Origin of the sequence: Klebsiella sp. X13 (genome assembly GCF_003323835.1) — a bacterium.
Taxonomy (GTDB): Bacteria; Pseudomonadota; Gammaproteobacteria; order Enterobacterales; family Enterobacteriaceae; genus Klebsiella; species Klebsiella ornithinolytica.
This window is the reverse complement of record NZ_CP030874.1, coordinates 47,314-71,332: the sequence shown is the minus strand read 5'-3', so window position 1 is coordinate 71,332 and position 24,019 is coordinate 47,314. Positions and strand designations below refer to the sequence as shown.

Genomic DNA, 24,019 nt, shown 5'->3' with positions numbered 1-24,019 from the left:
TTAGCCCTCGACGTCATCCGCGTTGTCGTAGTAGCGCAGCCCTTTCTCCGCCAGGCGCGGGCGCATGGCGTAGATATCCAGCCCCAGCTCACCGTTGCGCATCCGATCGCGTTTCGCCACTTCATTGGCCATCCGGGTTTCCGCCTTCGCCAGCACCATTTGGGCCTGCGCATGCGGAACCACCACCACGCCGTCATCATCCGCTACGACCACGTCTCCGGGATGAACCAGCTGTCCCGCGCAGATGACCGGCACGTTGACCGAGCCCAGCGTCTCTTTCACCGTCCCCTGGGCATAAACGTGGCGCGACCAGACGGCAAAGCCCATCTCACGCAGGGTATGAGAATCACGAATGCCGATATCACCCACCAGCCCAATCACCCCGCGAGCCTGGAGCGACGTGGCCAGCAGATCACCAAAAAAACCGTCGCCGCTGGGCGAGGTTGGCGCCACCACCAGAATATCGCCCGGGCGGCACTGCTCGACCGCCACGTGGAACATCCAGTTATCGCCCGGCGTGACCAGGACCGTCACCGCGTTTCCAGCGCGGCTGACGCCCTGCTGGATCGGGCGAATATCCGGGGCCATCAGCCCCTGTCGGTCGTACGCTTCGTGAATCGTCGCGACGCCGGCGGCGGCGAACTGGCTCAGCGTCGCCGGGTCATGACGAGGCAGATTGCGGATCACAATGCCTTTTTTATTCAACAGGTTCATGCGAGGTTCTCCGTGACGCGGGGGAAGATGCTGTGGAAGGCCTCGCCGTGAACGATATCGCGTGCCGCGGTGATGCCGATATTGCGCTTCGCCTGCACGCCGCGCTGGAGCGCAACCCGGGTGTAGTATTCCCAGAGATGTTCCTGACCCTGCATACACTGGATCGCCTGATATTTGGTCTCCCACACGCTGGTGATATCCAGCAGCACGTCCGGCTTCCAGTTGCACTGTTCCGGCTGGTGTGGCTCAAAGCAGTACACCGGCGGCGCGGCGACGATTTTCTCTCCGGGGCGATAGCCTTCGGCCTGAGCGATGATACGCGCTTCCTGGGCCAGGTTGGAGGCCATCGGGTGGTCGTAGTTGTAGGGATCGTGCATCGAGTGGGTCAGGACGAAGTGCGGCTGTACGCGGCGGTAAACGTCCGCGAGGCGGAACAGAGTCTCTTTGTCGGCGCGCAGCGGGTAGTCGCCGATATCGAAAAATTCAACGCTGGCGCCGAGAATATCGGCGGCGGCCTGCGCTTCTTCACGGCGAACCTGCTTCACCGTCTCTTCGCTCATGTTACCTTTGCGCCACAGCTTTGCGGATTCGCCACGCTCGCCGAATGACAGGCAAACAATATGCACCTGATAGCCCTGGCGGGCGTGCAGCGCAATCGCTCCGCCCGCGCGCCAGACAAAATCGGCAGAGTGGGCGCTGACGACAAGGGCACTTTTTTCGCTATGCGGTTCAGACATGATGACTTCCTCTGTTGTTTTTTTCAGCTTGTCATGTCGCGGCAGGAGCAGGTAATTCGTTAACTTGCGAAGGCTATGATTTTTATTTATGTTGTCGTAAAGCTCACAATCCGGAGCCCAGAGAGAAATGCTGAAGAGAAAGTACGATAAGATAATAAATATCATGCAGCTACGCTTCTTCTGCCAGGTTGCCCGGCGCGGCAGCGTCTCGCGGGCGGCTGATGATTTATTCCGCACGCAGTCGGCAATCACCCGAGCGATTCGCGATCTGGAAGCGGCGCTGAACGTGACGCTTTTCGAACGCCACTACAGCGGGATGGTGGCGACAGAGTACGGCAGATGTCTGCTGCCGCGGGCGCGGCGTGCTATCGATGACCTTCAGGCCATTCCTCTGCTGCTGCAAAAGATTAAAACGCGGAGCACGGCATCCGCCGCACTGCCGGATGCCGGCTGGCTGTTCAACACCCGCCGGTTGGAAATATTCCTGCAGCTCTATCACGTCAATCACACGCAGACCGTCGCCACCCAGCTGGGCATTACCCAACCGGCGGTCAGTGCCGCGCTGAAAATTCTTGAAAAAGGAGCCGACTCAGCGCTGTTTCGCCGCACGCCGGAAGGGGTTCGCCCGACGCCGGCGGCGGACCTGCTTTACCCGCCTATCAGCCGGGCATTGAACGAGCTGGATAATATCTGGAGCGATCTTGCCGCCCGTCGCGGCGTGCTGGAGGGCCGCGTACGCGTTGGCGCCCTGCCGCTCAGCCGAACTCAGCTACTGCCCGCGGCGATTAGCGCTTTTCTGGAGCGCTACCCCGGCATTACGGTGATGACTAATGAGAGCCCATATGAATCGCTGGTCTCCGATATGCGCGCGGGGAATATCGACTTTATTATCGGCGCGCTGCGTCAGGATGAGGATCTACCGGACCTCACCTGCGAAGCGCTATTCGAAGAGGATATGCTCATTTTGCTGCGCAACGATCACCCGCTGCTAAGCCACCCGGATCCGCGCAGTCAGCTGGCGACTGCGCAGTGGGTGCTGCCGCGCTCAAATGCGCCAGCGCGGCACCTTCTGGAGAAGGCTTTTCTGACGCTGGGATTGCCCTTACCGCAGCCGACGGTAGAAACCGGCGATGCCGCGATGGTTCGCGGTCTGCTGAGAGATTCCGACATGCTGGCGGCCGTCTCCGCCAGCCAGATGCGCTTTGAAATCGATAATGGTCTGTTAACTATTCTGCCCGTTCGCCTGCCCGATACGACCCGTCGCATCGGGCTGACCTTCCGGGCGGGCAGCCTGCCCTCGCCGGCAACCCAGGCCCTACTAAGCTTTATTCAGCAGCATGTTGCACAACGTTAGCGGGTTCCCGCTACCGAGTAGGTCACCTGCTGGTTACGCGTCCTCTGGAACTCCTCCAGCGTCTGCCCGCGCATGGCGGCGTAGATATGCAGATTGGATACCCCCACCACGGCGCCCATTTTCTCCAGCAGGAAAAAGCTGGCGCCGTAATGAATCAGCCCGCGCCAGTCGCGGGCGTCGAGCAGCGCCTGCTCATATTCGCTGAGTCCCGCTTCGGCATACAGCGCCTGCGGCTGGCTAAGAAAACGCTCGCGCCAGGCGGGCTGAATCAGCTGATGCAGGAACCGGTTCAGCCGCAGGCCATTGAGGCTACGTTCATGGGTGAACGGATAAGTTCCAGGCAGCGCTTCCACGCCGGCCAGCTGCTGTGCCATATGCTGGCGATGGCGGCCGAGCGTATCCACCGGTGGGACGCGGGCATTATTTTCCAGAATCAGCGTCGCGATGCCAGTCATCGACGGCAGGTAGTAATCACGCCAGATTTCACTCACGTTGGCCGATAATGCACCGCGCATAACCAGCCACATAATCACTTCCGAACCTTCCATGCCGCCCAGCGTGGCATACTCGCCAAGGGTCATTTCGGCCAGCTTTTCCGGGTCATTGACCAGCATATCAACGAACTGCGCATCCCACTGCGGATTGTTGAAACCACAGCGTTCGCCATGCACCTGATGTGACAGACCGCCGGTCGCCACGATCGCCACGTTGATATCTTCCGGATAGCTTTCAATAGCCCGGCGCAGCGCCTGCCCGAGCTTATAGCAGCGACGGGCGCTGGGCACCGGGAATTGCAGCACGCCAATTTGCAGCGGGATAACCGACGTCGGCCAGCCCGTCTCCTGTTGCCACGGCAGCAGCGCCGACAGCGGTGAGAACAGGCCGTGGTCGAGTTTTTTATCCATAAAGAATGACATATCAAACTCATCCGCCATCAAACTGGCGCCGATATGCCTGGACAGCGCCGCATCGCCTTTTACCGGCGGCAGGTCGCGCGGGCCGCCCCCTTCATCCGCCACGTCGTACTCGTTATCAATCCCGAGGGTAAACGTCGAGTAGTGGTCGAAGAAAAAGGCGGTCACGTGGTCATTGAAGATATAGACCAGCGCATCCGGTTTTTTCTCATCCAGCCAGCGCTGCAGCGGCTCAAAGCTCTGAAAAATCGGCGCCCAGGCGGTTTCCTGTTGTTTATGATGGTCAACGGCAAAGCCGATGGTCGGGGTATGAGAAACGGCGATCCCGCCGAGTATTCTGGCCATGAGGTGACTCCATTTATCGGTTATGCAACGTTTGCGACAGCGCGTTGAGCTCCGCCTCTGTTTGCCGAGGCTTAGGGTGATTCATACGGTGCAGTAAAATTGCCGCACCCGCCAGACAAGCCGGTAGCGCCAGCACTAAAAAGATGGAAGAGTGGCCCGGTACCGCCAGCATGATTACCCCTCCCAGGGTGGAGCTGAGTATGGCTCCAGTACGCCCGATTCCGTGCATCCAGCTGACGCCGGTGGCGCGAATTTCGGTTTGATAGTACGCCGGTGAATAGGCCTGCAGACCGTTCTGCGCGCCGTTAATGCACATGCCGCTGATGAAAATCAGCACCGACAATGCCGCGGAGCCAAAGTCCATCAGCCCCTGAGTTAACAGGCACAGGCAGCCGAGGAAATAGGTGATCGCAATCACCGCTTTCGCCGAGGTGCGATCCATCAAATACCCCACCAGGATACCGCCCAGCGGGCCGCCAAGCTGGAACAGGCCGGTAATAATTGCCGCCTGCTGCAATGACAATCCGCCGGAGCGTAAGATGGTCGGCAGCCAGCCGTTGAGCAGGTAGATAACAAACAGTCCCATAAAGTAGGTCAGCCACAGGGCGAGCGTCCCGCGCGCATAGCCGTTGCGAAACAGCTGTGCCACTTTATTGTGTCGCGAGATTTGCGGGGCGTTCAGCTGGAAGCGCGTTTCGCTGCTGAAGCTGCCTCCAAGGCGGTTCAGCACTCGAGCAATGTGCCTGGCGGGCAGACGCCGCGCCACCATATTCATCGCCGACTCCGGCAGCATGACCACCATAAAGGGCAGGACCACTAGCGGCAGCACGCCGCCGAAAATCAGCGCCGAGTGCCAGCTGTAGTGAGACAGCAGCCCGGCTGCGATAAAACCGCCCAGCCCGGAACCGACATTAAACCCGCTGTACATCAGCGTGATCATCAGCCCCTTACGCCGTTCAGGCATATATTCCGCCACCAGGGTGACGCAGTTGGGCATCACCGCCCCCAGCCCCAGCCCGGTGAGAAAGCGCATCAGCGCCAGCTGTGAAGGGCTTTGTGCCAGCGCGGCGGCAAGGCTGAAGAGTGCAAAAAGCGCCACCGACCACAGCAGAATGCGCTTACGACCATAGCGATCGGAAAGCGGGCCGGCGACCAGCGCACCGATAGCGACACCAAACATCGCCGCACCAAGCACCGGGCCCATTTGCGCACGGCTGATGCCCCAGTCTTCGATCAGAGCCGGAGCGATAAAGCCCATAACCGCTGCGTCATAGCCATCAAGCATGATGATGACAAAACACAGCAGCAGGACGTTCCACTGAAAGCGCGAGATCGGTCGGGCATCGATCCACGACTTCACGTCGACAACATGAGAGTGATTCATAGGGTAACTTCCTTAAGCAGGCGGTACGAATGTTCTGGTTAATGTTTTTGGAGTTGAACTTTCGTATTCAACTTAAGGCAGTCCCGGGGCGCTGTCCGGTTCAAAAAACCGACGACAGCTATGAGTTCTATTTATATTGTGAAGTGGACAGCAAAAAGAGCGGCATAAAAAAACCCGCAGCGTTAACGCCACGGGTTGATGTTCAAAGGGGGGTTCAGCGCTTCGGAATAATTAAATCACCGCGCAACATGCTGCCGCCGAGCATCTGGGTTTTTTCCGTCAGCCAGCTGACGATGCGCGCCGCCATGGCGTCCATCGAATACTCAATCGCCGGAATGGTCGGAATGCCGGGCAGCTGTAACGATCCGGCCAGGCTGAATACCATGACTTTTTCCGGCACCGCCCGGTTGAACGCCAGCAGCTGCGGCACAATGTGCTGAGCCTGTTGCTCATCGGCAACCAGTAACGCATTGAAATTCAAGGTTGTCGCATTGTTCACCAGCTCCTGCACCGCCACCGACGGCGAGGTGCTGTCGAGGAATACCAGGTTGCGATTAAACGGCAGGAAATTTTTTTCCAGCGCATGTTTGTAGCCGAGCAAAACCTGGTCGGCAAAGCCGCTCCCTTCAGGATGAATTAACGCAATCTGTCGGCGCCCCTGGCTAATCAGGTAGTTACAGGCCGTTTCCGCCGCAAATGCGTGGTCAAACTGAATATTGTTCACCCCTTCGCTTTCCAGGCAGTCAATCAGCGCCACATCCGGCCGGTCAATATTTAATGGAAATCGCGCGCCGATAATCAACACATCATCACACAGGCCGCAGCTGAGCTCTTCGAGGGCGCTCATCACGCCGGCGCGCGTGTTGGCAAAGCGGAGCAGCAGATGCTTCTGATGCAGGCTCAGCTGTTTTTCCAGGGCATACAGATAGCTGGTCGTTTGATTAATATTATCCTGAGCACAAATCACGCCGATACAGCCGGTGCTCTGGCTAAGCAGCGACTGGGCTATCATATTGGGCCGGTAATTGAGTTCTTCTGCCGCCTGCAGTACCGCCTGACGGCTGGCCTCTTTGACTCCGCGCGAACCGCTCAATACCCGAGAGACAGTGGCTTTGGACACCCCTGCTAAACGTGATACATCATTGATTGTAGACATCATTATCCCCTGACAGGGCCCGTCCGATCCCTGTACATCCCCGGCCCTGAATCGCTTCAATTATAACCATCGCCAGTATATCCGTTTCCATTTTCATTTGGAAACCGATTTTCCGTTTCATGGAAAAACAGCGCCAAACCGGCCGAAATCTGTGAGCAAAATCCAATTAATTAGCGCTATAAGGAGAAGATCTTGACTGTCATCACAGTTCTGTTTTTTATGGATGGAAACCGGTTTCCGTCTGATATCAAATCATCCACGCAATAACTTTTTACATTTTGAGGATGAGTGTCGATGTTCAAGATTATGCTGTGCTGCTCTGCCGGGATGTCCACAAGTTTACTGGTCAGGAAGATGGTCGACGTGGCGAAAGAACGTAACCTGCCGGTGCAGATTGACGCCTACGGCGTTTCCGAATTTGACATGCAGTTTCCGCAGTACCAGGTGGTGCTTCTCGGCCCGCAGGTGAAATACATGTTGAAAACGTTGTCAGAAAAAGCCGCCTCCCTGAATATTCCGGTCCAGCCCATTAATGCCATGGACTACGGGATGCAACGGGGAGATAACGTCCTGGATTATGCGCTGTCGCTGATTAATCCGGCGCAATAAGAGGTGTGCAAATGAGCTCTCTGTATCAGTCCATGATTGCCGTGATCGAGCAATCTATTACTCCGCTGGCAGGACGCCTTGGGCAGCAGAAGTACGTTATCGCTATTCGCGATGGCTTCACTGCCGCATTGCCGTTTATGATCATCGGCTCTTTCATGCTGGTATTTATCTTTCCCCCCTTTTCACCGGACACCGCCAACGGTTTTGCCCGCGGCTGGCTGGATTTCTCGCAGCAGTACCGCGAACAGCTGATGCTGCCGTTCAACCTGAGCATGGGGGTGATGACCTTCTTTATCTCCGTCGGTATTGGCGCCAGCCTGGGACGCCAGTTTCAACTCGACCCGGTGATGTCCGGCCTGCTGGCATTTATGGCCTTTTTACTGGTGGCGGCCCCTTATGCTGACGGTAAAATCTCGACGCAGTACCTGTCAGGTCAGGGAATTTTCACCGCGCTGATTACCGCCATTTACTCCACCCGCGTCTACGCGTGGCTGAAACAGAACAACATCACCATTCGCCTGCCGAAAGAGGTGCCAACCGGCGTCGCCCGTTCGTTTGAAATTCTCATCCCGGTACTGGTGGTGATTGGTACCCTGCATCCGCTGAATCTGTTTATTGAAGCCCAGACCGGAATGATTCTGCCGCAGGCGATTATGCACCTGCTGGCACCGCTGGTCTCCGCTTCCGACTCCCTGCCCGCGATTCTGCTTTCCGTGCTGATGTGCCAGATTTTCTGGTTTGCCGGGATCCACGGCTCGCTGATTGTCACCGGCATTATGAACCCGTTCTGGATGGCAAACCTGTCGGCAAACCAGGCGGCTCTGGCAGCCGGTGCCGCCCTGCCGCACGTTTATCTGCAAGGTTTCTGGGACCACTATCTCCTGATTGGCGGCGTCGGGTCGACCTTACCGCTGGCGTTTCTGCTGCTGCGTAGCCGCGTGGCGCACCTGCGGACCATCGGCAAAATGGGCATCGTGCCGAGCTTCTTCAATATTAATGAGCCGATCCTGTTTGGCGCGCCGATCATTATGAACCCGATGATGTTTATCCCGTTCGTTTTCGTCCCGATGATCAACGCTATCCTGGCCTATGGCGCCACCCGTCTCGGCTGGCTGACACAGGTTGTCTCGCTGACGCCATGGACCACGCCAGCTCCTGTCGGCGCCTCATGGGCGGCTAACTGGACATTAAGTCCGGTCATCATGTGCCTCATTTGCATGGTGATGTCAGCGGTTATCTACCTGCCGTTCCTGCGCGCCTATGAACGCTCTTTAATGAAAACTGAAGTAGAAAAAGCAAAAAATACCGTACCGGTTGCCGAAACCGTTAGCCAGTAATCAGGGGAAATACCGCTGGCGGCCTGTTTTCCGTAAAATTTAAATAATAAAACATCACCATTCCCGGAATAATGCGAAAAAGGAATTTTCGCTATATTCTTTTAATAATAAAGTTAATCACCTCAGGTAATATTATGATTGATCTAGAAGAAGCGGTAATGGAAATTATCGTGAATGCGGGACAGTCACGCTCATTATGTTTTGAAGCGTTACATGCCGCCCGTAGCGGAAATATTAATGAAGCCAAATTACTCCTGAATGAAGCCGACGGCTATGCCCGCCGCGCACACCTGATGCAGACCCGGCTCATCGAGCAGGACGCCGGTGAGGCGCGCCAGCCAATGACGTTAATTATGGTGCACGCTCAGGATCATTTAATGAATTCACTGCTGGCGCGTGAATTTTCAGAAGAATTAATTCATTTATACCAGCGTTAATTTATATAAATACTTAACAACTGCGCCCGAAATAAATACACCAGCTAATCCTGGCGGGATGGTTATTATCTGAATATATCCGTCATATTTCAAGCTGCATGTGCGTTGGCTGCGCTCGCTTACCCGAATCACTGACCAAAGTAAGCTCATCGGGATTCACTCCCTTGCCGCCTTCCTGCAACTCGAACTATTTAGGATATATATGAATTATTAAAAGCGAGATAATTATGAAAACTGTAAAAATGCTGCCATTAGCAATGGCGGTCGTCGCCGCGCTGTGTCCAATTTCTGTACTTGCACAAGAATTTACTCAGGAACAAATTGACGCCATTGTGGCGAAAGCCGTCGATAAGGCGCTGGCCGACCGCCAGGCGAAAATGGACGCCGCCGCCGCCAGGAAGGTGGATCTGGAAACCAACCCACAAACTGCCGCCGCTTCGCCGGACATGGCGATTCCGTTTGGTCTGAAGTTTAGCGGCTACGCCCGCTACGGCGCCCAGTTCCAGAGCGGCGATCAGAAGTTCGTTGGCGTCGATGGCTCCTATAACGGCGCCTCGGCGATTGGTCGTCTGGGTAACGAAGGCAACGGCGGCGAGTTCCAGATTACCAAAGCCTTTAAGAGCAGCCAGGGCGCCATCTGGGATATCAACGTGATGTTCGACCACTGGAGCGACGAAGTTAACCTCAAGAAGGCCTACGTTGGCGTCACCAATGTGCTGGCATCCAATCCCGGCGCCTATATCTGGGCCGGTCGTGACTTCCACCAGCGTCCACAGCAGGGGATCAACGACTACTTCTGGATGAACCACGACGGCCAGGGGGCCGGGGTGAAAAACTTCGATATCGGCGGCGTTCAGTTCGATGTCGCCGCGGTTTCGCAGGTCGAGTCCTGTAGTCCGGAAGTCATGGCCGATGAGTCTAACCCGTCGCGCATCACCTGTACCGGCGGCTCCGGCACCGGCGACGACGGTCACTATGCGCTGACCACCAAAACCCACAACATTAAGGCCGGCCCCATCGATGTCGAGGTCTACGCCAACTACGGCTTTGACTCCAAAGCGGTGGACAACGACGCGCAGATTGATGCCTGGCAGGGCGGCCTGCTGTTGAGCCACGCCAACAGCGACGACAGCGGCGTGAACAAAGTTATCCTGCGCTATTCCGATAACGCCGATAACAGCGTTTACAACAAAACGGACGGGTTGACCACCGTCTACGCCAGCTTCGAAGGTAACTATAAGTTCACCCGGCAGGCGCAGGTCGAATACCTGTTGGCCTTCCATGACTATGACAACAGCAAGGACAACACCGACAACCGCAAGAACTACGGCGCCATCGTCCGTCCGATGTACTTCTGGAACGATGTGCACTCCACCTGGCTGGAGGCGGGCTACCAGCGTGTTGACTACGATCAGGGCGGGGATAACCACGGCTGGAAGCTGACGCTGTCGCAGAACATCGCCATCGGGATGGGGCCGGAGTTTCGTCCGATGCTGCGCTTCTACGTCACCGGCGGTCAGGTCGATAATAACCATACCGCGAAGGTGAACGGCACCCGCGACGAGCAGCTGGACTCCCTGAACGTCGGCGGCATGTTTGAAGCGTGGTTCTGATGCTATAGCTTGCCTCGGAGGCGGCGTGTGACGCCAGTCCGCTTGACAAGGTACTTCCCCCCGGTAAGCGTCACGCTACCGGGGAAATCTTATCTCAGGCTCAATCGGCGAGCGATGCGCTCAAGCTTAATCATCAGCAGCAGCGTCACCCCCGCCAGCACGATGGTCAGCGCCGAGCCATCGGCAATATTCCCGCGATCGGTCAGACTGAAAATGGTGACCGGCAGCGTCGTCCAACCCGGCGGATAAATCATTACCGTTGCCCCCAGCTCCCCCATCGACAGCGACAGACTGAGCGCCAGCGCGGAGATCATCCACGGCGTCATCAGCGGTAACGTCACGTAGCGCAGGCGATACCACGGCGAAGCGCCCAGGCAAGAGGCGACATTTTCAATATCCGGCGAAATACGCGCCAGCCCGGTGGAGACGTTGCTAAAGGTAAATGCCGAAATCAGGACAAAGTGGGCCGCCAGTACAATCCAGAAAGTGCCATTCATCCTTAGCGGTCCCTGACTGAAAGCCACCAGAATCCCTAACCCCACCGACACGGAAGGAATCGCGCTGGGAAGATAAAACGCCAGACCAAGATATTTTTGCAGCCGGGCGCTGAACTGGCGCAGAGACAGCGCCGCCCACATGCCACACAGCAACGCGAACAAGCTGGCGCAAAACCCCACCACCAGGCTTGAGAACAGCGAATCCCAGGCCGCTCCGCGAAACGCATTCACAAAATGCCCGAAGGTAAATCCGGACGGCAGCAGGCCGTTCCACTGCTGACTCAGACTGGACATCAGGATCACCGACAGCGGCAGGAAGAAGAACCCGGCAAACAACACCACCGCCAGCGTTCCCGCCGCCGCGCGACCTTTATGCGACCAAATTAACATCGTTAGCTCCTCACGCCGGTACGCGCAGCCGCCAGCCGGTAGAGCATAAACAGCCCCAGCGACAGCAGAATATTAATCAACGCAATCATGCAGGCCACGCTGTAATCAGACTCAAGAATCGCCTTGCTGTAGACCATCATCGGCAGGGTGTTCACCCCTTTTGCACCGATAAACAGTACGATGCCGAATTCGTTCGTCGTTAACAGCAGACACAGACTGCCCCCCGCCATCAGCGCCGGCAGCGCCGCCGGGAAAATCACCTCAGCAATGACCCGCCACGGGTGGGCGCCGAGAATACTCGCCGCCTCCAGCTGACTTTTATCAATTTGCCGCAGTCCGGCCATCAGCGGACGCATGACCAGCGGCGTAAATACGGTGATTTCCGCCAGAATCACGCCCTGAATCGAATAGAGAAAATCCACCGGCGGCAGCGCAAAATCGAACAGCGACATCAGCGTGCCGTTCAGCAGGCCAGCCGAGCCATAAATAAAGGTGAAGGCGAGGGTGATAAGAAAGGTCGGCAGGGCGATAAAAGTATCAATCACCCGGCTAATCAGCTGGCTACCCGGGAACGGGATAAACACCAGAATCACCGCCATCAGGCTGCCCAGCACCAGACAGCCAAGCGTGGCAAAAACCGCAATTTGCAAAGTATTTAGCAAGGCGCCGATAAAGCGGCGGGACTCCATTACCTGCCAGAACGTCCCGAGGCTCAAATGGCCGCGGGTATCGCGCAACGCCTGTTCGGCGATCAGCAGCAGCGGGTAGAAAAACAGCGTCGCCAGCACCAGCAGCGGCAACAGGAGCCACAGGAAGGGACGCAGGTTCGGCAGCGGGCGCGACAGCGTTAACGTCTGCGACATCATTACACCTCAATCAGGACCGCATCGTTGGGTTCAAAGTAGAGCGCCAGCTTATCGCCCGCGCGCGGCAGCGGATTAACATGCGTCATTACGATACGCACCGATTCGCCGGCCACGTCGCACAGCAGATGGGTCAAATCCCCCTGCCAGTGTACTGACGTCAGCGTGGCATAAAGCCGGTTGCTGGCCGCCGAGCGCGGCGCCAGGCTCATATGTTGCGGGCGAATGCACAGCAGCTTGTTATTACCATGCTGTCCGCCCTGGCTGAAAGCCTGAACCAACCCGCCGCCGCAGCTGGCGCTGACCAGCCCTGGGCCGGAGGTATCCGTCAGCGCCGTGGCCTGCAGAATATTGGCGCGGCCGAGGAATTCGGCACTGAAGCGGTTAGGCGGATAATGGTAAAGCCGATGCGTTTCTCCATGCGCAATCATTGACCCGTCTTTCATAATGCCAATCTTATCCGCCAGGGTCAGCGCTTCGGTCTGATCGTGGGTGACATAAAGAATGGTTAGCTCCGGTAGCTCGCGATGCAGACGGGCTATTTCTTCCACCATGTTGTGGCGAATTTGCGCATCCAGCGCCGAGAGCGGCTCATCGAGCAGCAGCACCCGCGGGCGAACGGCAATGGCTCGCGCAATGGCGACGCGCTGCTGCTGGCCGCCGGAGAGCTGGTGCGGGTAGCGCGTGGCGTACTCGGCCATGCCCACAATTTTCAACGCTTCGGTCACCCGTTCACCGATCGACGCTTTCGGCTGCTTTTGTGCCCGCAGACCGAAGGCGACGTTATCCTCGACCTTCATATGCGGAAACAGAGCGTAGTTTTGTACCACCATGGCAAGACCGCGCTTGTAAGGCGGCAGCCCGGTCACATCCGTATCACCAATCAAAATGCGTCCACCCGCCGGCTGTACAAACCCGGCAATGGCCCGCAGTACCGTGGTTTTTCCGGATCCAGAGGGGCCAATCAGCGCCAGCACTTCGCCCGGCTCAATGGTCAGCGACAGCGGTTTTAGTACCACGTTCCCGTGGTACGCAACGCGCAGAGAATCGAGGGTTATCCCCGAAGTCCCCGTCATTGACGGGGAGTGGGAGGCAGTCGTTTTCATCAACATCAGGCTTACTCGCTGTCGGTCACTTTATGCCAGCGGGCAATATCCGCCGATAGCGATACGGCAACATCGTCCCAGTTCGGTTCCCAGCTTGTCACGCCGTCGAGCGCCACTTTTGCCGCCCGATAGTTACTGTCGGTTGGCGTCACATCGCTACGCACCGGCAGGCCCCAGGAGAGCGCGCTGACGCTGCTTTGCGCCTGCTTATCAAGCAGGAAGTTAATCAGCTTTTTACCGTTTTCACTCTGCGGCCCGTTCTGGACCAGACCAATGGTATACGGCAGGGCCAGCGCGCTGCGCTCGCCCTTATCGTCCGCCGGCCAGAAGATTTTCACATTCGGGTTTCGCGCAATTTGCGACAGGTTCATCTGCAGGTCGCCGTTCGCCACAAACAGTTCACCTTTATTCACTAACGCGGTCAGCTTGCCGGTAGAGGCGGACGGGCCGACGTTATTGGCCTGCAGTTTCCCGAGATAGGCAAACCCGGCCTCTTTGCCGCCGAGGCTGTGAAAGGCCTGCAGCATTACCGCAGTACCGTCACCGGCCTGGCCCGGCGTCGAGTACTGCAATTTGTTTTTGTAGCGACTGTCCAGCAGTTCCTGCCAGCTGGCCGGGGCGGTTTTCAGCAGTTGGCTGTTGTAGATAAAAGTCAGGTAGTTATTCACCAGCGGCGAGTAACGGGCATTGGCGCCGGGAATGTGTTCGCTGCCCTGCGGCGTAAACTCAGCCAACAGATTTTCTTTGCTGGCACGCTGGATAAACGGCGGAACGGTTACCAGCACGTCGGCCTGCGGGTTGGTACGCTCCTTCGCCAGCCGCTCAACGATTGCGCCAGAGCCGCCTTCCACATACTGCACTTTGATGCCCGTCGCTTTGGTAAAGGCGTCGAACTGGTTCTGATACCAGCTGTTATCGCCGTCATGCAGGCCATCAGCGGAATAAACGGTGACCACCCCATCGGCCCAAACCGGGGAACTGGTCAGCGCGAAAACGGACAGCAGAGCAAGTCGGGAAAGTTTCATCGTGTAAGCCTCATCGGATGGTGATTTTAAATGGTCTATACCAGATTGATTGTCACGCTACCGGGGATTTATGACAAAACGATGAATGCGCGGTGTCAAAAAGATGAAAGGCGGAAGGAGAGCGACGGGGTAAAACCGATGCAGGCATTTCCCCTGGAGGCGGCGCCGGCCGCGCCTTGTCAGGCCGGCCTGACGGTGGTGAACCGGAGCCCCGGTCAGCGTAATGCCGCCGGGGAGCGCCTCACAGGAACAACAAAATTAGTGGGTATCGACTTCGATGCGCAGGCTATCGTGACGCCAGTACTCGATATCGTAATCCAGGATACGCCCGTGCTGATCGTAATTCAGACGGCGCAGCAGCAGTGCCGGACGCCCTTCCATCACCCCCAGCGCCTCCGCCGCCTGCGGTGGCATGGAGGTTGGATAGAATGACAAATGCATACTGGTATATATCAGGTCGTAATGAGCCTGATAAATCTCGGTCAGGCTGCCGTTCAGATCGTGACGCAGCAGCTCCGGCACTCGCGCCGGCAGGCAGTGGTTTTCGCTGTAGCAAATCGCCCGTCCGTCGGCATACCGCAGGCGCGTCAGCAGATAAACCTGATCGAACGGCTGCAGCGCCAGCGGCGCCATCACATCAAGCGGCACCGCGGCCAACCGACCGTTTAGCAAAACCGTTTTCGGCTCTCGCCCCTGCTCCAGGCATAGCTTATGGAAGTTGGTGTTTTGCGTCGGATCCAGCCACAGGCGCTCGGGGGTCACAAACCAACCGCGGCGATCTGCACGATAAATCACGCCGCTGGCTTCCAGCTGCGCCAGGCTCTCGCGCACCGTAATCCGCGTGGTATTGAAAATAGCGCACAGCTCGCGTTCTGAGGGCAGTTTATCGCCGCTTTTTAACGCCCCGTTTTCGATACGAGCCTGTAATTGCGCCTTAATCAGCAGGTATTGCGGCGTTTCGCCAGAGGGTGATTTCATGTTGACTCGCAAACAGATTTGATAGCGCCATTATACCCACGGAGATGAATTTTTTGTTGCAGCACGATCTTTTCTTTGACCTTTGGCATCTCTTATCAGCATCATAATATCAATCTGGTATAGACCAATGGTGAGATAAATGACTTCACGCAATTACCTGCTGCTGACCCCCGGCCCGCTGACCACCTCCCGTACGGTAAAAGAGGCCATGCTGTTCGATAGCTGTACCTGGGATGATGATTACAATCTCGGCGTAGTACAAACCATTCGCCAGCAGTTGGTACGGCTGGCTACCCCGGCCGAAGGCTACACCTCGGTTCTGCTGCAGGGCAGCGGCAGTTACGCGGTCGAAGCGGTACTCGGGAGCGCAATCGGCCCGCAGGGCAAAGTGCTGATCATCAGCAACGGGGCCTACGGGGCGCGGATGATTGAAATGGCGGAAATGATGGGCATTGCCTGTCACCCGTATGACTGCGGCGAAGTCGCCCGTCCAGACGTCGCAGCGATCGAACGGATCCTCCAGACGGACCCGGCGATCACCCATATTGCTATGGTTCATAGCGAAACCACGACCGGGATGCTTAACCCCATCGAAGAGGTGGCGGTTCTGGCGCAGCGCTATGGTAAACGCTACATCGTGGATGCCATGAGTAGCTTCGGCGGTATTCCGCTGGATATCGCCGCGCTGAACATCGATTACCTGATTAGCTCTGCCAACAAATGCATTCAGGGTGTGCCGGGATTCGCTTTCGTCATTGCACGCGTGAGCGAACTGGAGACCTGTAAAGGCCGCTCGCGCTCGCTGTCTCTGGATCTGTATGCCCAGTGGCGATGCATGGAAGATAACCATGGAAAATGGCGCTTTACCTCCCCCACCCACACCGTGCTGGCTTTTGCCCAGGCGCTGAAAGAGCTGGCCGAAGAGGGCGGCGTGGTCGCACGCCACCAGCGCTATAGCGCCAACCAGCGCCGTCTGGTCGCCGGGATGCGTGCGCTGGGCTTCCAGCCGCTGCTGGACGACAGCCTGCATTCACCGATCATTACCGCGTTTTACTCTCCGGACGCGCCGCAGTACCGCTTCAACGCGTTCTATCAGAAGCTGAAAGAGCAGGGCTTCGTTATCTATCCGGGTAAAGTCTCGCAGAGCGACTGTTTCCGTATTGGCAATATTGGCGAGGTGTATGCCGCCGACATTACCGCCCTGCTGACCGCTATCGACAACGCCATGTACTGGACTCACTAAGGAACCGCCATGAACCGTATTACCGCACTGATCCTTGACTGGGCTGGCACCACCGTGGATTTCGGCTCATTTGCGCCGACGCAAATTTTCGTCGAGGCCTTTCATCAGGCATTTGATGTTGATATCACCCTGGCAGAAGCCCGCGTACCGATGGGGCTCGGCAAGTGGCAACATATTGAAGCGCTGGGTAAATTACCTTCCGTGGATGCCCGCTGGCAGGCGAAATTTGGCCGGGCGATGACCGCGGCTGATATTGATGCGATTTACGCCGCGTTTATGCCGCTGCAAATCGCCAAAGTTGTCGACTTTTCTGCACCGATTGCCGGGGTTGTTGAGACGATTTCCGCACTGCGTGCTGAAGGGCTGAAAGTGGGTTCCTGTTCAGGCTACCCGCGCCCGGTGATGGAGAAGCTGGTGCCCGCCGCCGCCGCCCAGGGCTATGCGCCGGACTACTGGGTCGCCACCGACGACCTCGCGGCCGGCGGCCGTCCAGGCCCGTGGATGGCGTTGCAAAACGTCATTGCTCTGGGTATTGATGCCGTCGCTCACTGTGTGAAGGTGGACGATGCTGCTCCAGGGATTACCGAAGGGCTGAACGCCGGCATGTGGAGCGTCGGCCTGGCGGTGTCCGGCAACGAGTTTGGCGCCACCTGGGAAGAATATCAGGCAATGACGACGGCAGAGATCGCCACCCGCCGCGAGAGTGCAGCAAGCAAGCTGTATGCCGCGGGAGCGCATTATGTGGTTGATACGCTGGCCGACCTGCCGGAAGTAATTGCCGATATTAACGCCCGTCTGGCAAAAGGCGAACGCCCATAGATTTCACTGCCTGTTCCCGGGCGGCGTCATACGCACCCTGCCCGGGTTGCCTCGTCCGTGAAACGCAGTCCCGACTACACCCGGACTTTGACAGCCACCAGCAGGCCGGTCAACAGCATCAACGCGCCGGAAATCACCAGCGGCGATAGCAGGCCAAGATGATCCAGCGCCACGCCACCTACCGCCGCACCGCAGGTATTGGCCAGCTGAATGACCGCCACCTGGATCGATCCGGCCTTCTCCGCCTGGTCGGAGAGCGAGCGGGTGATCCACGTTGACCACCCAACCGGAATCAATGCAAAAGCAAAGCCCCAGATTATCGCCACCGCCGATGCCACCACCTGACTTTCCCCCCACAGCACCAGCACCGTCGCACTTGTCGCCAGTACCAGCGGAGCAGCCGTTAAGGCCGCCTTCACCGAGCGCCTGAGGATGACCGACGACAGCGAGGTACCGATAAAGCTGGCAATACCGAAGCTCAGCAAGACTAACGTCAGGCCATCAACATCAAAACCGGCGAGGGTCATATAGACAGGACGAATATAGGTAAAGAAGGCAAACTGCCCGGCAAAGGCCATAAAGATGGCGCACATCCCGGCCATCACACCGGGGCGTTTCAGCAGGCCGAACATATTTTGCTGTTGATGCGGCGCTTCGCCGGGTAAAGAGGGCAGCACCTTCAGTACCCAAAGCGTACAGAGTACGCCCATCACCGCCGCCGCATTAAAGACGTTACGCCAGCCGATAACGCCGCCCAGAAAGCTACCCAGCGGCGCGGCAATCACCAGCGCAATCGACACCGCGCCAAAGATAACCGATAGCGCTTTTGGCACCACTCGCATCGGGACAAGGCGCATCGTCAGCGAGGCGGACATCGCCCAGAAGCCGCCCAGCGCCAGCCCGAGACAGGCTCGGCCCACCAGCAGCAGCGCAAAGCTATTGGCGAAAGAGACCAGCAGACAGGATACCGTCAGCAGAACCGAGAAGAGAATCACCACATAGCGGCGATCGGTACTGCGAATCATGGAGGTGATAAACAGGCTGGCGAACATCGCCACAAACGCCGTGGTGGTGACCGACTGGCCGGCCAGCCCTTCAGAGATCCCCAGATCCTGGGCCATCGGCGTCAGCAAACTCACCGGTAAAAACTCAACGGTAATCAGGCAGGCCACGCAGAAGGCCACCGCGAAGACCGCCGACCAGTTTGGCCGCGCGTGTTCGCTGGCATGTTGTTTGGCTTCATTCAGAGGAGTCATCAGTTACCTGCAAGGTTGAATGGCGGAAAAGCTGCGCAGTGTAACATTTTGTGTGTGACTAATTTAACGTTTTGACAACTTCAAACTTGATTATTGTGGCTGATGAGGTGGCGAGCCGGTCAGACGAGGCTCGCCAACGCTCAGACGGCAGCATCAAGCGCGCAGCGCTTTTCTCGCCGCCGTGGCCAGGCCGCAAATCCACTCCTGGTGACCATTGATCATCGGGTTCGGTAGCGTCTGCGCCAGGGTCCGTGCCGGTACGCCTTTTTGCGACTCCTGAGTCAGAATGCGCACGCGATTGCCGGGTAAGTCTTCGAACAGCCAGGCATGAATCACGTCCAGACGCGTGGTTTCATCGCCTTCTGCCCAGCCGTGCCAGGCGATGCGCGCCGCCTGCCCGGCCACCGGCGGAACATATTCGGTGACCTGCGCTTCAATCGGGAAGCCAAAAGTGGCGAACCGGAAGCGGGCGTTGGCGCTCAGCATCGGTCCGCTACCATCATGAAAACGGATATCGGCCACGTTACTGTAATAGGTTGGCCACAGCGTGGTGTCGTTGAGCTGCGCCCAGATATCTGCCGCCGTCAGGCCGCTGACGATGATTTCGTTGGAGGCGAAGTTATCGGTGGTACCGGGCAGGTATGCTTCCGGCCAGACGATGGCGCTTTGTTGCATTGACTGTGTCATAAAAGACCTCGTAACTATGTGATTTCACGAGATCTATCATCTGTCCGGAAGTGATATAAATCTAATCACCATCGTTGATGGTGATTATCACGTACCGTGATATCAATGCAGCCAGTGCACGCCGTCTTCGGGTAAAAACAGCGCGTTATAGCGCTGCTGGAGGGCGACAATCTCGCTCAGATCCGGGTCCAGCTCGCGCAGAAATCCTTGTGCCAGACGGATCTGCGCATCGGTAATTGGCGCGGCCAGGCGGGCCTTTTGCATCAGACGATACCAGTAGTGCAGGTTCTGTTCACCGCTATCCACGATTCCCACCTGCCAGATCAACAGGACCTGGGCGGCGTTTTGCAGATGCGCCTCATTGGGGCGCTCAAGGTAATGAAGGTACTCATTTCCGGCGGTTTTTCCCAGCTGATCGATCATTGACTCCAGCGGCACCGGGGTAATGGCTAACCGTTCGCTCAGGCGGCGAATAGCACGGCGTGAATCAGAGGTAAGCACCCGAAAACCGACAACAAATACAACCACCAGCGTGGCTAATCCTAACCAGATCATGCTTCCTCTCAATCTACCGCAGCCCCACTATCATAATGGGAATTTGCGCGCTGTCGACTCCCCGGCATACCATAATGTGACTTATCGCCGCTGCGGACCTTCATCATGAAATCTGATATCAGAAACCTCGATCTGAATCTGCTGAAAGCGCTGGATGCCCTGCTCGATGAACGCAGCGTTACCCGGGCTGCGACGCGGCTTTCCCTGACGCAGCCGGCGGTCAGCGGCATGCTTACCCGGCTGCGGGAAGCCTTTAACGACCCGCTGTTTATCCGCGCCCCACACGGTATGTTGCCGACTCTGCGCGCGCAGGCGCTGGCTTCGCCGGTTAAGCAGCTGCTGGCGGATGCCGAAGCGCTGCTCTATCCGGCCACCTTCGACCCTCTACAGGCGGATTTTACCTGGACAATGGCGGCGACCGACTACGCGCTCAAAGCGGCGATCGTGCCGTTTATCGCCGCGCTGAAAACACGGGCGCCGGGCATTCGCGTTCGCGTTATTCCGGACTCTCCGCAGATGCTCTTTGCCCAGACCGAGCGGGGTGATGTCGATATTGCACTGCTGACGCCTCATTCCACGCCGCCCGATCTCCACAGCCGGACGCTGTATCAAGAAGAGTACGTGTGCCTGATGCGGGCAGACCATCCGCTGGCCGCCGCGCCGTTAACCCTCGATCTTTTCTGCTCGCTGGAACATGTGCTGGTCTCCTGGCAAGGCGATAGCTTTCGTGGCGTAACCGATGAGGCGCTGGCGGCGCTGGGACGTTCGCGGCGAGTGGGGCTGTCGGTGAGTAGTTTTCTGGTGCTGCCCGAGATTCTGGCGATCAGCGACATGATAGCCGTGGTGCCGCGCCGGCTGGCGAAGATGGCCGACGGGATGCGCATCGCCCCGCCGCCGCTGACAATACCCGGATTTAGCAAAAGCATGGCCTGGCATGAACGTAGCCATCGCGACCCGGCGCAACAGTGGCTGAGGGAGCTGTTGTTCAGGACTAACCAGCAAAAGTAAATAAACAGATTAAAAAGAAACAAAATAAACCACAAACAGGCACATGAACGCATATTATTTAACACAACCGTTGCTTCAGCCCTTTTATCTGTTCATGTCGCAGCGGCGCCTTAGCATTATAAAACCGCGGCACAAATAGTTTAAATAAAAGGGGACAGAGTCAATTGCGCCACAATTGAACAAATAACCACCAGATCTTCAGCGTTTAATAATCTACTTAATACTCATTTTTGACCCCCATCACAAAAACAGCACCTTCTCGTTGATAAAAATACCCCCGACTTCAGTACGAACTTTCACTTATCGTAAAATTCAAAATTAATAGGAAACCATTATGGGAACAGTTAGCTCAGGCTCTGCTCATAAAATGGGAGTCATTGCCCTGACATTAGTGACCGCATCGAATATGATGGGGTCAGGTGTATTTATGTTACCAACTAATTTAGCAGGCATTGGTTCTATCTCAATATGGGGATGGGTATTTACCATTATCGGTGTTATTGCCCTCGCATTAGTGTTTGCTAAAACCAGTCTCATTACACCACGAACCGGAGGGATCGTTGCTTATGCCAGCGATGCTTTTGGGCCATTTATCGGATTTCAAACTACCATCTGTTACTGGATAAGCGCCTGGGTTGGTAATGTTGCCTTACTGGTTGCTGGCGTTGGATATCTAAGTTTCTTTTTCCCTGAATTAAAAAACCCGGTCTATGGCTGTATCGCTGCCATTATTATTTTGTGGGCATTTGTATTCCTTGCGAGTTTCGGTGCCAGGGTCGCCGGTCGGGCACAGTCCTTCACCGCAACCTGTGGCCTTGTCGTTATTTTAGGCGTGGGCCTGGTGGGTTGGTTCTGGTTTAACCCAGAAATGTATTCCGAAGTTTATAATGCGACCGGGCGCAGTAATTCCTCCGCAATTATTTCTGCATCCTCGATTGCTCTCTGGGGATTCTTAGGAATTGAATCTGCTGTCGTCTCAACAGGGCAAGTTGAAAATCCTGAGCGTACCGTACCTCGTGCGACGGTAATGGGACTGCTTATCGCCTCTGTATGTTATGTCGGGAGTTGCACCGTCATCATGGGCCTGGTTCCGCATCATGTTCTGATCACCTCGGCTGCGCCATTCGCAGACGCCGCGCGCTACATGTTCGGTAATATGGCGGGTAACATTGCCTCCGCCTTGAGTATTATTGCCTGCTTCGGCTCAATCTCGGGTTGGCTCATTTTGCAGTCAGAAGGGCCACGTGCAGGTGCTCAGCAAGGCCTGTTCCCGAAATTTTTCTCTGACACCAATAAACAGGATGTCCCGATGAAAAGTCTTATTTTCACCGGTATTCTGATGAGCATTGTATTACTGCTTACCGCCTCACCAAACCTCGCCAAGCAGTTTGAAGTCATTATCTTAATGTCAGTATTCGCTTCTTTGCTCCCGTATATGTATGCATTGATCTCCTTACCGATCATTCTCGTATCAAAGAAAATGAACCGCGGCAGCACCTTTATGTTTTACTGCACGCTTGTCGTCATTGGCATGATCTACTGTATTTTCGCCTTACTGGGGTCAGGTAGCGATTCCATGTTCTGGGGAATACTTATGATGATGGTGACTATTCCTTTATTTTCTTTCGTGGCTGCAGGAAAAAGCAAAAAAGGCCAAACCACTCTCTATTTAGACAAGTAAATCCAGATATATAAATAAGAACACCAAGGAGTTTAAAATGACATTATCCATTAGCGATCAAAATAAACTTGATTCTTTCTGGTCATATTGTGTAAAAAACCAATATTTTAATATCGGATATCCTGAATCGGCAGATTTTGATTACACCATCCTTGAACGTTTCATGCGCTTCTCAATCAACAACTGTGGTGACTGGGGGGAATACTGCAACTACTTATTAAACTCCTTTGATTTTGAAAAAGAGGTCATGGAGTATTTCGCCCAGCTATTTAAAATCCCATTTGAAGAAAGCTGGGGGTATGTGACCAATGGCGGTACCGAAGGCAATATGTTTGGCTGCTATCTGGGTCGGGAGATTTTCCCCAACGGTACACTATACTACTCGAAAGATACCCATTACTCCGTGGCAAAAATCGTCAAGCTGTTGCGCATAAAATCGACGCTTGTTGAATCGCAGCCCAATGGTGAGATGGATTATGCCGATTTAATCAAAAAAATAAAACGCGACAATGAAAAGCACCCCATTATTTTTGCAAATATCGGGACTACCGTTCGCGGAGCTATTGATAATATTGCCATCATTCAGCAATCAATTAGCGAACTGGGCATTGAGCGCAAAGATTATTATCTTCACGCTGACGCGGCGCTGAGTGGAATGATCTTACCTTTTGTGGATAATCCACAGCCGTTTAACTTCGCAGATGGCATTGATTCCATCGGTGTTTCCGGACACAAAATGATTGGCTCACCGATTCCTTGCGGCATTGTTGTTGCTAAAAAGAAAAATGTCGATCGGATCTCTGTAGAGATTGATTATATTTCTGCTCACGATAAAACCATTTCAGGTTCGCGTAACGGTCATACCCCACTCATGATGTGGGAGGCAATTCGTAGCCATTCATGGGAGGAGTGGCGGCGTCGCATCGAACGCAGCCTGAATATGGCGCAATATGCCGTTGACCGTTTTCAGTCCGCGGGAATTGATGCCTGGCGCAACAAAAACTCCATCACCGTCGTCTTCCCTTGCCCATCAGAGGCCGTCTGGAAGAAACACTGTCTTGCTACATCTGGCGATATTGCCCACCTCATCGCCACCGCGCACCACCTTGATTCCAGCAAAATTGATGCACTGATTGATGACGTGATCGCCGACCTGAAAAAACAGGCCGCATAGTAAAAGGGCAGTGATAATCACTCACTGCCCTCCAGGACAGACGTCACCGATGCCGAGACCAATCAATATCGGTGCGTCCTTCAGGCTCTGTTTCTACGGAGCCTTAATTCAGATTACCGCTTTGTCGATATGTTGTA

General features: G+C 55.9%; 23 protein-coding genes. 10 read left to right on the top strand and 13 right to left on the bottom strand.

Annotated elements, in window-relative coordinates:
• Both DSD31_RS00330 and galB read right to left on the bottom strand, forming a co-directional pair.
• On the bottom strand, positions 1 to 714 hold the full coding sequence (locus tag DSD31_RS00330; RefSeq protein WP_015585492.1) for a 4-carboxy-4-hydroxy-2-oxoadipate aldolase/oxaloacetate decarboxylase: 714 nt from the start codon (positions 712 to 714) through the stop codon (positions 1 to 3).
• Complete coding sequence (galB, locus tag DSD31_RS00325) at positions 711 to 1,451, bottom strand: 4-oxalmesaconate hydratase (RefSeq protein WP_015585491.1); 741 nt, start codon at positions 1,449 to 1,451, stop codon at positions 711 to 713. Before galB ends, DSD31_RS00330 begins: the two co-directional genes overlap by 4 nt.
• A 127-nt stretch (positions 1,452 to 1,578) precedes the next feature.
• Between galB and DSD31_RS00320 the strand changes: the two genes are divergently transcribed.
• A complete protein-coding gene (locus DSD31_RS00320) occupies positions 1,579 to 2,805 on the top strand; it encodes a LysR family transcriptional regulator (protein ID WP_113990775.1) in 1,227 nt (408 codons plus the stop codon).
• Here DSD31_RS00320 and DSD31_RS00315 read toward each other — a convergent pair.
• From DSD31_RS00315 to DSD31_RS00305, 3 genes are all read right to left on the bottom strand, one after another.
• Positions 2,802 to 4,064 (bottom strand): gallate dioxygenase, encoded by a 1,263-nt coding sequence (locus DSD31_RS00315; protein WP_015585489.1) that lies wholly within the window; start codon positions 4,062 to 4,064, stop codon positions 2,802 to 2,804. The genes DSD31_RS00320 and DSD31_RS00315 overlap by 4 nt on opposite strands.
• A 13-nt stretch (positions 4,065 to 4,077) precedes the next feature.
• Complete coding sequence (locus tag DSD31_RS00310; RefSeq protein ID WP_015585488.1) at positions 4,078 to 5,448, bottom strand: MFS transporter; 1,371 nt, start codon at positions 5,446 to 5,448, stop codon at positions 4,078 to 4,080.
• 214 nt (positions 5,449 to 5,662) lie between these two features.
• Entirely contained in the window at positions 5,663 to 6,604 is a 942-nt protein-coding gene (locus DSD31_RS00305; RefSeq protein WP_015585487.1) for a LacI family DNA-binding transcriptional regulator, read from the bottom strand.
• A 294-nt stretch (positions 6,605 to 6,898) separates the two neighbouring features.
• Between DSD31_RS00305 and DSD31_RS00300 the strand changes: the two genes are divergently transcribed.
• The 4 genes from DSD31_RS00300 to DSD31_RS00285 all read left to right on the top strand — a co-directional run bounded on the left by DSD31_RS00300 (position 6,899) and on the right by DSD31_RS00285 (position 10,600).
• Complete coding sequence (locus DSD31_RS00300) at positions 6,899 to 7,213, top strand: PTS sugar transporter subunit IIB (protein ID WP_004869063.1); 315 nt, start codon at positions 6,899 to 6,901, stop codon at positions 7,211 to 7,213.
• A gap of 11 nt (positions 7,214 to 7,224) precedes the next feature.
• Positions 7,225 to 8,550 carry a PTS cellobiose transporter subunit IIC gene (locus DSD31_RS00295; RefSeq protein ID WP_004869064.1) on the top strand — a complete coding sequence of 442 codons (1,326 nt, stop codon included), beginning with the start codon at positions 7,225 to 7,227 and terminating at the stop codon, positions 8,548 to 8,550.
• 134 nt (positions 8,551 to 8,684) lie between these two features.
• The gene (locus DSD31_RS00290; RefSeq protein ID WP_015585486.1) at positions 8,685 to 8,987 is read left to right on the top strand and encodes a PTS lactose/cellobiose transporter subunit IIA; all 303 of its coding nucleotides are present in this window, start codon (positions 8,685 to 8,687) and stop codon (positions 8,985 to 8,987) included.
• Between the two features lie 227 nt (positions 8,988 to 9,214).
• Positions 9,215 to 10,600, top strand: a complete 1,386-nt coding sequence (locus DSD31_RS00285; protein ID WP_032725019.1) for a carbohydrate porin — start codon at positions 9,215 to 9,217, stop codon at positions 10,598 to 10,600.
• An 89-nt stretch (positions 10,601 to 10,689) separates the two neighbouring features.
• On the opposite strand, the gene phnV is transcribed toward DSD31_RS00285, so the two are convergent.
• The 5 genes from phnV to phnR form a co-directional block, all read right to left on the bottom strand.
• Positions 10,690 to 11,487, bottom strand: coding sequence for a 2-aminoethylphosphonate ABC transport system, membrane component PhnV (gene phnV / locus DSD31_RS00280; RefSeq protein ID WP_032718430.1), 798 nt, complete (start codon positions 11,485 to 11,487; stop codon positions 10,690 to 10,692).
• 2 nt (positions 11,488 to 11,489) lie between these two features.
• A complete protein-coding gene (gene phnU, locus DSD31_RS00275; protein ID WP_015585483.1) occupies positions 11,490 to 12,350 on the bottom strand; it encodes a 2-aminoethylphosphonate ABC transporter permease subunit in 861 nt (286 codons plus the stop codon).
• 2 nt (positions 12,351 to 12,352) lie between these two features.
• Positions 12,353 to 13,462 carry a 2-aminoethylphosphonate ABC transport system ATP-binding subunit PhnT gene (phnT, locus tag DSD31_RS00270; protein WP_004869069.1) on the bottom strand — a complete coding sequence of 370 codons (1,110 nt, stop codon included), beginning with the start codon at positions 13,460 to 13,462 and terminating at the stop codon, positions 12,353 to 12,355.
• A 5-nt stretch (positions 13,463 to 13,467) separates the two neighbouring features.
• Positions 13,468 to 14,481, bottom strand: a complete 1,014-nt coding sequence (phnS, locus tag DSD31_RS00265; RefSeq protein WP_113990774.1) for a 2-aminoethylphosphonate ABC transporter substrate-binding protein — start codon at positions 14,479 to 14,481, stop codon at positions 13,468 to 13,470.
• Between the two features lie 258 nt (positions 14,482 to 14,739).
• A complete protein-coding gene (phnR, locus tag DSD31_RS00260; protein ID WP_015585481.1) occupies positions 14,740 to 15,459 on the bottom strand; it encodes a phosphonate utilization transcriptional regulator PhnR in 720 nt (239 codons plus the stop codon).
• Positions 15,460 to 15,598: 139 nt separating this feature from the next.
• Between phnR and phnW the strand changes: the two genes are divergently transcribed.
• Both phnW and phnX read left to right on the top strand, forming a co-directional pair.
• Positions 15,599 to 16,702 carry a 2-aminoethylphosphonate--pyruvate transaminase gene (phnW, locus tag DSD31_RS00255; protein ID WP_044348721.1) on the top strand — a complete coding sequence of 368 codons (1,104 nt, stop codon included), beginning with the start codon at positions 15,599 to 15,601 and terminating at the stop codon, positions 16,700 to 16,702.
• 9 nt (positions 16,703 to 16,711) lie between these two features.
• Positions 16,712 to 17,521, top strand: coding sequence for a phosphonoacetaldehyde hydrolase (phnX, locus tag DSD31_RS00250; protein ID WP_015585479.1), 810 nt, complete (start codon positions 16,712 to 16,714; stop codon positions 17,519 to 17,521).
• A gap of 74 nt (positions 17,522 to 17,595) precedes the next feature.
• On the opposite strand, the gene nepI is transcribed toward phnX, so the two are convergent.
• From nepI to DSD31_RS00235, 3 genes are all read right to left on the bottom strand, one after another.
• Positions 17,596 to 18,777 carry a purine ribonucleoside efflux pump NepI gene (gene nepI, locus DSD31_RS00245; protein WP_054828988.1) on the bottom strand — a complete coding sequence of 394 codons (1,182 nt, stop codon included), beginning with the start codon at positions 18,775 to 18,777 and terminating at the stop codon, positions 17,596 to 17,598.
• A gap of 153 nt (positions 18,778 to 18,930) precedes the next feature.
• Entirely contained in the window at positions 18,931 to 19,452 is a 522-nt protein-coding gene (locus DSD31_RS00240) for an SRPBCC family protein (RefSeq protein ID WP_032718432.1), read from the bottom strand.
• Positions 19,453 to 19,566: 114 nt separating this feature from the next.
• Positions 19,567 to 20,019 (bottom strand): DUF1198 family protein, encoded by a 453-nt coding sequence (locus tag DSD31_RS00235; protein ID WP_004869077.1) that lies wholly within the window; start codon positions 20,017 to 20,019, stop codon positions 19,567 to 19,569.
• 105 nt (positions 20,020 to 20,124) lie between these two features.
• Between DSD31_RS00235 and DSD31_RS00230 the strand changes: the two genes are divergently transcribed.
• From DSD31_RS00230 to DSD31_RS00220, 3 genes are all read left to right on the top strand, one after another.
• Positions 20,125 to 21,027: a LysR family transcriptional regulator gene (locus DSD31_RS00230; protein ID WP_032718434.1), complete on the top strand. Its 903-nt coding sequence runs from the start codon at positions 20,125 to 20,127 to the stop codon at positions 21,025 to 21,027.
• A gap of 334 nt (positions 21,028 to 21,361) precedes the next feature.
• Entirely contained in the window at positions 21,362 to 22,708 is a 1,347-nt protein-coding gene (gene hdcC, locus DSD31_RS00225; RefSeq protein WP_004869082.1) for a histidine-histamine antiporter, read from the top strand.
• 37 nt (positions 22,709 to 22,745) lie between these two features.
• Positions 22,746 to 23,882, top strand: coding sequence for a histidine decarboxylase (locus tag DSD31_RS00220; protein WP_004869084.1), 1,137 nt, complete (start codon positions 22,746 to 22,748; stop codon positions 23,880 to 23,882).
• The last annotated feature ends 137 nt before the right edge of the window (positions 23,883 to 24,019 follow it).

What these genes read in the sequence shown, in the direction of transcription:
- phnU (WP_015585483.1), bottom strand. Translation starts at nt 12,350, where the DNA reads ATGTCGCAGACGTTAACGCTGTCGCGCCCGCTGCCGAACCTGCGTCCC.
- DSD31_RS00220 (WP_004869084.1), top strand. Translation starts at nt 22,746, where the DNA reads ATGACATTATCCATTAGCGATCAAAATAAACTTGATTCTTTCTGGTCA.
- hdcC (WP_004869082.1), top strand. Translation starts at nt 21,362, where the DNA reads ATGGGAACAGTTAGCTCAGGCTCTGCTCATAAAATGGGAGTCATTGCC.
- DSD31_RS00330 (WP_015585492.1), bottom strand. Translation starts at nt 714, where the DNA reads ATGAACCTGTTGAATAAAAAAGGCATTGTGATCCGCAATCTGCCTCGT.
- DSD31_RS00235 (WP_004869077.1), bottom strand. Translation starts at nt 20,019, where the DNA reads ATGATCTGGTTAGGATTAGCCACGCTGGTGGTTGTATTTGTTGTCGGT.
- phnW (WP_044348721.1), top strand. Translation starts at nt 15,599, where the DNA reads ATGACTTCACGCAATTACCTGCTGCTGACCCCCGGCCCGCTGACCACC.
- DSD31_RS00310 (WP_015585488.1), bottom strand. Translation starts at nt 5,448, where the DNA reads ATGAATCACTCTCATGTTGTCGACGTGAAGTCGTGGATCGATGCCCGA.
- galB (WP_015585491.1), bottom strand. Translation starts at nt 1,451, where the DNA reads ATGTCTGAACCGCATAGCGAAAAAAGTGCCCTTGTCGTCAGCGCCCAC.
- DSD31_RS00320 (WP_113990775.1), top strand. Translation starts at nt 1,579, where the DNA reads ATGCTGAAGAGAAAGTACGATAAGATAATAAATATCATGCAGCTACGC.
- nepI (WP_054828988.1), bottom strand. Translation starts at nt 18,777, where the DNA reads ATGACTCCTCTGAATGAAGCCAAACAACATGCCAGCGAACACGCGCGG.
- DSD31_RS00300 (WP_004869063.1), top strand. Translation starts at nt 6,899, where the DNA reads ATGTTCAAGATTATGCTGTGCTGCTCTGCCGGGATGTCCACAAGTTTA.
- phnV (WP_032718430.1), bottom strand. Translation starts at nt 11,487, where the DNA reads ATGTTAATTTGGTCGCATAAAGGTCGCGCGGCGGCGGGAACGCTGGCG.
- DSD31_RS00315 (WP_015585489.1), bottom strand. Translation starts at nt 4,064, where the DNA reads ATGGCCAGAATACTCGGCGGGATCGCCGTTTCTCATACCCCGACCATC.
- phnR (WP_015585481.1), bottom strand. Translation starts at nt 15,459, where the DNA reads ATGAAATCACCCTCTGGCGAAACGCCGCAATACCTGCTGATTAAGGCG.
- DSD31_RS00230 (WP_032718434.1), top strand. Translation starts at nt 20,125, where the DNA reads ATGAAATCTGATATCAGAAACCTCGATCTGAATCTGCTGAAAGCGCTG.
- DSD31_RS00240 (WP_032718432.1), bottom strand. Translation starts at nt 19,452, where the DNA reads ATGCAACAAAGCGCCATCGTCTGGCCGGAAGCATACCTGCCCGGTACC.
- DSD31_RS00290 (WP_015585486.1), top strand. Translation starts at nt 8,685, where the DNA reads ATGATTGATCTAGAAGAAGCGGTAATGGAAATTATCGTGAATGCGGGA.
- phnS (WP_113990774.1), bottom strand. Translation starts at nt 14,481, where the DNA reads ATGAAACTTTCCCGACTTGCTCTGCTGTCCGTTTTCGCGCTGACCAGT.
- phnT (WP_004869069.1), bottom strand. Translation starts at nt 13,462, where the DNA reads ATGTTGATGAAAACGACTGCCTCCCACTCCCCGTCAATGACGGGGACT.
- phnX (WP_015585479.1), top strand. Translation starts at nt 16,712, where the DNA reads ATGAACCGTATTACCGCACTGATCCTTGACTGGGCTGGCACCACCGTG.
- DSD31_RS00295 (WP_004869064.1), top strand. Translation starts at nt 7,225, where the DNA reads ATGAGCTCTCTGTATCAGTCCATGATTGCCGTGATCGAGCAATCTATT.
- DSD31_RS00285 (WP_032725019.1), top strand. Translation starts at nt 9,215, where the DNA reads ATGAAAACTGTAAAAATGCTGCCATTAGCAATGGCGGTCGTCGCCGCG.
- DSD31_RS00305 (WP_015585487.1), bottom strand. Translation starts at nt 6,604, where the DNA reads ATGTCTACAATCAATGATGTATCACGTTTAGCAGGGGTGTCCAAAGCC.